Raw genomic sequence first — 6,073 nt, 5'->3', positions numbered from 1 at the left:
TCGATTGGTAATGGTTTCATTACTGCTACTGCTATACTTATTTTAAGTGTACTCTATTTACCTGCAATCTGCTGTAAGATTTGAACTTTTTCAGTGTTCCAGAATCTCCTGAGCCAATACGATATTTTGTATCTATTGCATACCCATTAACAATCAGATCGCACGGCTCATCGCTTCCAACTTTAAATGCTGGCTGAAAACTACTGCAATATGCTTTACACGTTTCAGTAACTAGCAATTGCCAACACATACCTAACTCACGTCCCCAATATTGCCTATTCTCTTTTTTTATTATGGGAGAAATACCAAACACATCCATTAAAATATCGTGTTCTTCATTCTCTTCTGCATAAACTTTCTCGGTAAATGAGTTTTGGTATCTTGCTAAAATTTGCTCTAGTCTTCTTTCAGTCATCATCAGTTACCAGTTCAGCTAGACTGACGGATAATGCCTTGGCTATTTTGCTTGCATTAAGCAGCGTTATATTCCTTTCACCTCGTTCAACTGAACCAATATAGGTGCGATGTAATTCAGATAGTTCTGCAAGCCGATCTTGGGAAAGATTTCTGAGCTTTCTGAAATGTCTAACTTTTTTACCAAAGTGCTCCGTAATATCCATAGATAGGCAAGATTAAGCAATGACAACTATAATCCGACAGACTATAAGTAGCGACAGACTATAAGTAGCATTCGTGACAGGCAGCCTTTATATTTGCGACCTGCCCAATCCAACAATTCTTACGAGGCAGGCATCCGGCCCTCCCTAGACTGGCTTTTCACTTCTATGTCTATTCGCCACAAAAGCCCGATCGCAAACCGCAACGCTTCCCCCATTACCTAACACCGATCGCAATCCGAAGCCATTTTCTCTTACGTGAGCAACTGTCCCGAAAAACTTGGTATTGCTTCGCCCGCTGCACGATGCTTGCAGTTTCCGACACAGAAGAGCAAATGCCGGCTTTAGCGGGTCGCCGGCTTCAAGTGTTAACAATTAACTGTTAATAATCGATCAAAAGGGTGATGGCATACCGCACCGCTTCCCCCATCATCGAACAGCGAACGCGATCGGACGCCGTTTTCTCCCACGTGAGCAACTGTTCCCGAAACACCGGGTCTTGCTTCGCCCGCTGTACGATCGCCTGACTGATGACTTTCTTTTGAATCTGCTCTGTTGGGATACCTTGCTGCTTCAAATAATCCAACAGCCGCTGCACGCTTTCAGAGAATTTATCCGGCGTCTGAGACATCAAAATAAACGAAATTTGGCGCACCATTCGCTGGTAGATTTCCTGTCTTCTGAGCAATACTTCCTTTTGGCCCGGCTCCGGCTGCGCACTGTTACTAGGAACAGCCAAATCGAGCAAGCTCAAAATTTCAGCGCCCTTGGCTAAAACCTTTTCCAACATATCTGGATAAAGCTCCAAAATGCGATCGCCCAAAATCTTGCCGTTCACCAAACGGTTCGCGCTCAGCCGCAGTAAATTTTGTTCTCCAGCAGACTCAAAAAATTGAACGTTCAATTTGAGTTCGCGGCTTTCCAACTCCACCCGACGCAGCGTAAAAACCAAAGCCTCCCAATTAGGAGATTCATCAAAAAACACCTTCACAATAGAACTGTCCTCTTGATGCTGCCTCCCCAATTCCCCCGACTCAAAATCGCGATTGACTGGAAAGCGATTTGCCGCAACTTTCGCAGTATAATCAAACTCAGTAAAAACATAGTTGCAGTCAACTCTCGACAGATCGACATCTTGAACTTGCCAATTTTGAATGCAGCAACCCGTAAGCTGCGCCCCCTCCAAATTAGTCCGAATCAAACGGCACTCAATCAAACAAGCTTCTCTTAAATCTGCCTCACTCAAAATCGCATCCATCAAATAAGCGCCACTCAAATCAGCTTTCCGCAAATCAGCACTGCGCAAATTAGTTTCGCTCAAATCCGCCCGCAGCAAATACACTCCTTGCAGGTTAGCTCGCAGCAAAAGCGCCTTCTTAAAACTCGCTTTCAATAAATAAGAACCTGCCAGATTAGCTCGACTCAAATCAGCGTTATCCAGCACCGCCTCAGTCAAATCCGCCCCCGCCAGCACAGCTCGGTGCAAGTCAGCGCCCGTCAGATTTGCCGATCGCATTTGAGCGCCGTTGAGGTCAGCTTCAATCAAATTTACACCCTTCAAAATTGCCGATCGCAAATTCGCTTCCACCAAATGCGCTTCCCGCAAATTAGCACCCGTTAAATTAGCACCAACAAGACTGGCGTGGTTGAGATTCGCCTCCATTAATTCCGCCGCCATCAACTTCGCGCCGTCAAGTTTAGCCCCAGCCAAATTAATTTGGTCTGATTTAACTCCTTGAAGATTAGCACCGCCCAAATCCGCTTCAGGCAACGTGGCCCAATTGAGCTCTGCTGCTTCCAAACAAGCAAGGCGCAAATCCGCTTTAGCAAGATTTGCCCCGCTCAAATTTGCCCCGCTCAGATTCGCCCCAGCCAGCCCCGCACTGCGGAGATCCGCGCGGCGCAAACAAGCCCCTATCAAGTTGGCATTGCTCAAAAAAGACCAGCTCAAATTAGCACCGGTCAAGTTAGCACCAGTGAGGTCTATTTCTCGCAGGTTAACACCGCTTAAACTAGCGCCGCTGAGGTCTATGTGACCAAAGTTGCGCTCTCCCTGTTGATAGCGCTGTAAAAATTCTTGTGTTTGCATTCCGCAGATTGGGGGGCTGGCAATTTAGCTGTTTTAGGACCCGCTGGTCAATCGATTTTAGATTTTAGATTTTAGATTTTAGATTAAAGCATTGACCCCACAGATCAATTCGGGGGCTCCTTTATCGGATACAGGTTTTTTATTTCTGGACGGATGAATCCGGGGGCTTGTATCCTGGATGCTTACGGTCAATAACTTTAACTGTAAGGTACGCACGGAACACTAGCGGGCTAGGCACGGGGACACTACTTCTACTACTTACTGCCAGAACTCACGTCCTCCGGGTGATCCGTGCGCACTTTACCCCTATAGATGGCAGTTCAAAGGATTTGTTGCGTAAGTTCTATTTTTACTACCAGTTTTACAGACTTTTGTAACTTCAACTAGCCGAGTTCATATCTGATACGCTGCCCCGCCGGAGACTGCTTTTACCTAAAGCGCTGCAATTCTTGCTGCAAGTGTTTTCCCCATTTAGTCGCTAGAGGAATTTCTGTAAAAGGAACCTGCACCGCAGCAGCATCTTTCAACAAAAATTCGAGGGCGATTGGACTTCCCGAACTCGGCGGCGACTCTAAATCAACTGCCTGAGAGTTGACTAACAACCGCAGCGACTGCACGTCTTTTAAAGAAAAAGTTTGCAAATTCACAGGCCCGCTGCGAGTAGGTTTTCCCCAAGTTAAACTGTCTTCTTTTTGACCGAGTACAGCATAAATATCGTACTTGGCTTTAGCGAATTGTTCGGCCCAGACGCGATACGCTTCGAGCTTTTGATACTCGTTCCATCCAGCCCAAGCCAGCCCGATAAACATTGCCAGCAGCGGCAGCCACATTAAACCTCTTTCCATGCAATACCCTTGTTGAAAATAGTCCAGGTTCTGTTTCTCATCTTCTCTAATGATACAATTAATTGAACTCCTAAAACTTGCTCTGCAATTTAAACTAGAAATTAGAGCAATTTTCGATCTAGCAACAGCCACCGCCGAAAACTACCAAACGCCCGCGTGCGAGATCCCCACAAGTCGCAGCAAGGAAAACTGGCGCTGGCGGTGAAAATTGGGTTATTGTGGGGAACAAGCCTTCCCTAAACGGACGATCGGCCATGAAAAAGTTTTTCCTTCTGTGCTTATTTTTAATCGGGCTCGGCTGGGCGATTTCTAATTTCCCAGGACTTGCTACTCAAGGCACTTACGACTCGATTGTGCTGGATTTCCGCGAAGATTTGGGTGCTGCTGAGATTGCGAAAGAAGTAAATGCGATCGCCCAACAGTACCAAGTCGCACCGCAACTCAACAGCGAATTCTCAGCGGGCGACAATGTATATGTAGTTAAGGGCGATCGCACTTTGCTAAACGCCCTGAGAAAATCAAATTTGGCTAAAGATACCGAATACATTGAACCGAACTACGTCTACAGCGCTTTCGAGATTCCCAACGACCCCATGTATACCAAGCAGTGGAATCTCCGCAGCATCAATGTAGAATCTGCCTGGAACGAAACCAAAGGCAGCGGCACAACAGTAGCGATAATTGACACGGGTATTACTCCAGTCGCTGACTTAAAAGAAACCAAATTTGTACCGGGCTACGACTTTGTAAACGATCGCGCCGAAGCCTACGATGACAACGGCCACGGTACTCACGTCGCCGGTACAGTCGCCCAATCAACTAACAACAATTACGGCGTTGCGGGCATCGCCTACGAAGCAGCTTTAATGCCGCTGAAAGTGTTAAGCGGCAGCGGTGGTGGCACGGTTTCCGACATAGCCGAAGCGATCAAATTTGCTGCTGACAACGGCGCAGATGTCATCAACATGAGTTTAGGCGGCGGTGGCGAAAGTCAGTTAATGGAAGAGGCGATCGACTACGCCCACTCTAAAGGCGTTGTCATCATCGCAGCCGCAGGCAACTCCGGCGATAGTTCCGCTTCCTATCCCGCCCGCTATCCCCACGTCATCGGCGTTTCCGCCCTCGGCCCCGACGACGAAAAAGCCTCTTACTCCAATTTCGGCGCAGGGGTTGACATTGCAGCCCCCGGCGGTTCTGAAATGGGCAAGATCCTGCAAAGTACGATCGACCCGGAAACCGGCGCCGAAGTCTTTGAAGGCTACCAAGGCACTAGCATGGCTTCTCCCCACGTTGCAGCCGTTGCAGCCCTTGTCAAGGCCTCCGGCATCACAGAACCAGACGCAATTCGCAGCGTACTCTTGCAGTCCTCGCGAACTGTCACTGAAGATCCGTTAAACCATTTTGGTTCGGGACACCTAGACGCAGCCGCAGCAGTTCAACTAGCCCAGCGCGGACAAATCAACTTCCGCGATTTCTTCCGCTGGCTGCGCGATAACGGCTATCTCAACCCCCGCTTTTGGATTGACGGCGGTGCAGTCGCCCTGTTGCCTAAAATTGCAATGGTGCTCGGTTCTTACCTGCTGGCTTTCTTTATGCGGAATTATTTTCCGTTCCAGTGGACTTGGGGCTTTTCCGGCGGCTTGATGGCTGGTAGTTCTGGGTTCTTTTTCCTGCGGAACTTGTTTGTATTTGACTTGCCGCAGTGGCCGATGCGGGTGATGGGCAGTTCTATTCCCGAACTCGGCGGCGCAATTAATGGCAGCAGTATGCTGAATCCCATTTTTGCTAGCGTTTTGATTCCTGGGATTTTGATTGCTTTGCTGTTGGGACATCAACAGTGGAAGTGGATCGCGATCGCAATTTCGATCGGTTTTGCCAGCAGTTTAGCGGTGAATGCTTTTGTGTCTCCCGCAGTCTGGGGATTGGGCACAGGTTTGGTATCACAAACATTTTTGATTGTCAATGCTTTTCTGTGTTTCGGACTGGCGCGTTTAGCAATTAAAACAGAGGTGCGATCGGCATGAGTATTACTGTCAAAGGTGTAATTGAACGCAAAGGATTGGGTCCCGGTACTTGGGCTTTGGTTGGCGAAGATGGGGAAACTTACGAACTTAAGGATGCTCCCTCTGAGTTGAAAAAAGCTGGTTTGAAAGTCAGTGTTAAAGGTGAAGTCCGCAAGGATGTGATGACTTTTGCGATGATCGGCCCGGTGCTTGAGGTGCAATCTTTTGAGGCGATTTAGCCTAATTGGTTAATGCAGCTTTTGAGCTAAAAAAAACCCCGGCCAAAATTGGCTGGGGTTTATTAATCAGGGTGCATCTTTATTTACTTTGCAGTGGCTAGCACGATGTTCGGGACAAATTAGATTTTTGACCGCAGATGCACGCAGATTAACGCGGATAATTCTTGATTTATTGAAATTTTGCGGTTTGGGCTGCAATACGAAAAAAAAACCCGGCCAAAATTGGTCGGGAGTTAATTAATCAGGGTGCATCTACTAATTTAGTCTCCGGTTCGAGGTG

General features: G+C 47.7%; 8 protein-coding genes. 3 read left to right on the top strand and 5 right to left on the bottom strand.

From position 1 onward, the window contains the following. Positions 1–37: 37 nt before the first annotated feature. The 5 genes from QUA13_RS20830 to QUA13_RS20810 form a co-directional block, all read right to left on the bottom strand. A complete protein-coding gene (locus tag QUA13_RS20830; protein WP_333201520.1) occupies positions 38–418 on the bottom strand; it encodes a hypothetical protein in 381 nt (126 codons plus the stop codon). Beyond that, the gene (locus tag QUA13_RS20825; protein WP_333201518.1) at positions 408–620 is read right to left on the bottom strand and encodes a helix-turn-helix transcriptional regulator; all 213 of its coding nucleotides are present in this window, start codon (positions 618–620) and stop codon (positions 408–410) included. Before QUA13_RS20825 ends, QUA13_RS20830 begins: the two co-directional genes overlap by 11 nt. Positions 621–764: 144 nt before the next feature. Beyond that, complete coding sequence (locus QUA13_RS20820) at positions 765–992, bottom strand: hypothetical protein (protein WP_333201516.1); 228 nt, start codon at positions 990–992, stop codon at positions 765–767. A 7-nt stretch (positions 993–999) separates the two neighbouring features. Beyond that, entirely contained in the window at positions 1,000–2,706 is a 1,707-nt protein-coding gene (locus QUA13_RS20815) for a pentapeptide repeat-containing protein (protein WP_333201514.1), read from the bottom strand. A gap of 428 nt (positions 2,707–3,134) precedes the next feature. After that, on the bottom strand, positions 3,135–3,551 hold the full coding sequence (locus QUA13_RS20810; protein WP_333190452.1) for a hypothetical protein: 417 nt from the start codon (positions 3,549–3,551) through the stop codon (positions 3,135–3,137). Between the two features lie 49 nt (positions 3,552–3,600). Between QUA13_RS20810 and QUA13_RS20805 the strand changes: the two genes are divergently transcribed. The 3 genes from QUA13_RS20805 to QUA13_RS20795 are packed head-to-tail and all read left to right on the top strand — an operon-like array spanning position 3,601 to position 5,793. Then, positions 3,601–3,756 carry a hypothetical protein gene (locus QUA13_RS20805; protein WP_333201512.1) on the top strand — a complete coding sequence of 52 codons (156 nt, stop codon included), beginning with the start codon at positions 3,601–3,603 and terminating at the stop codon, positions 3,754–3,756. 49 nt (positions 3,757–3,805) lie between these two features. Beyond that, positions 3,806–5,575: a S8 family peptidase gene (locus QUA13_RS20800; RefSeq protein WP_172184926.1), complete on the top strand. Its 1,770-nt coding sequence runs from the start codon at positions 3,806–3,808 to the stop codon at positions 5,573–5,575. Then, positions 5,572–5,793: a hypothetical protein gene (locus tag QUA13_RS20795; RefSeq protein ID WP_172184928.1), complete on the top strand. Its 222-nt coding sequence runs from the start codon at positions 5,572–5,574 to the stop codon at positions 5,791–5,793. The genes QUA13_RS20800 and QUA13_RS20795 overlap by 4 nt, the downstream gene beginning before the upstream one ends. Positions 5,794–6,073: the final 280 nt, after the last annotated feature.

Origin of the sequence: Microcoleus sp. S28C3 (assembly GCF_036700785.1) — a bacterium.
In the GTDB taxonomy this organism is placed as follows: domain Bacteria; phylum Cyanobacteriota; class Cyanobacteriia; order Cyanobacteriales; family Microcoleaceae; genus Microcoleus; species Microcoleus asticus.
This window is presented reverse-complemented; position numbering and strand designations above follow the sequence as displayed.